This is a genomic window from Nonomuraea sp. NPDC001699 (genome assembly GCF_053596455.1).
Genome location: NZ_JBSFGF010000096.1, coordinates 1 through 1,055, shown reverse-complemented (window position 1 = coordinate 1,055; position 1,055 = coordinate 1). Strand labels below are relative to the sequence as shown.

Annotated in this window: 1 protein-coding gene; it reads right to left on the bottom strand. The window is 68.4% G+C overall.

The window, feature by feature from the left end; genetic code table 11:
• Positions 1-1,055 (bottom strand): HAMP domain-containing protein (locus ACWCSU_RS52865; RefSeq protein WP_449945288.1); only part of this gene is annotated, 1,055 nt, incomplete at both ends.

Genomic DNA, 1,055 nt, shown 5'->3' with positions numbered 1-1,055 from the left:
ACCTGGCGGGTCAGGTTGGCGGCCAGCTCGTTGACGTTCTCCGTCAGCCGCTTCCAGGTGCCCGACACGCCCTCGACCTCGGCCTGACCGCCGAGCCTGCCCTCCCGGCCCACCTCGCGGGCCACGCGCGTGACCTCGGCGGCGAACGAGGACAGTTGGTCGACCATCGTGTTGATCGTGGTCTTCAGCTCCAGGATCTCGCCGCGGGCGTCGACGTCGATCTTCCTGGTCAGGTCGCCCCTGGCCACCGCCGTGGTGACCTGGGCGATGCTGCGCACCTGGTTGGTCAGGTTGTCGGCCATCGAGTTGACGTTGTCGGTGAGGTCCTTCCACGTGCCCGACACCCCCCGGACGGTCGCCTGACCACCCAGGTTGCCCTCGGTGCCCACCTCACGCGCCACCCGGGTCACCTCGTCGGCGAAGGCCGACAACTGGTCGACCATCGTGTTGATGGTCTCCTTCAGCTCCAGGATCTCCCCACGCGCATCCACCCGGATCTTCTGCGTCAGGTCGCCCTTGGCCACCGCCGTGGTCACCTCGGCGATGCTGCGCACCTGCGCCGTCAGGTTGTCGGCCATCACGTTGACCGACTCCGTCAACGCCTTCCACGTCCCCGACACGCCCTTGACGTCGGCCTGACCGCCCAGCCGCCCGTCCGTGCCCACCTCACGCGCCACCCGGGTCACCTCGTCGGCGAAGGAGGACAGCTGGTCGACCATCGTGTTGAGGGTGTTCTTCAGCTCCAGGATCTCCCCCCGGGCCGAGACCGTGATCCGCTGCGACAGGTCACCCCGCGCCACCGCCGTGGCCACCTGGGAGATGTTGCGCACCTGGTCGGTCAGGTTCCCGGCCATGAAGTTCACCGAGTCGGTCAGGTCACGCCAGGTGCCGGCCACGCCCTCCACCTCGGCCTGACCACCCAGCTGCCCCTCGGTGCCCACCTCACGCGCCACCCGCGTCACCTCGTCGGCGAAGGAGGACAGCTGGTCGACCATCGTGTTGACGGTGTTCTTCAGCTCCAGGATCTCCCCGCGCGCGTGCACGGTGATCTTCTG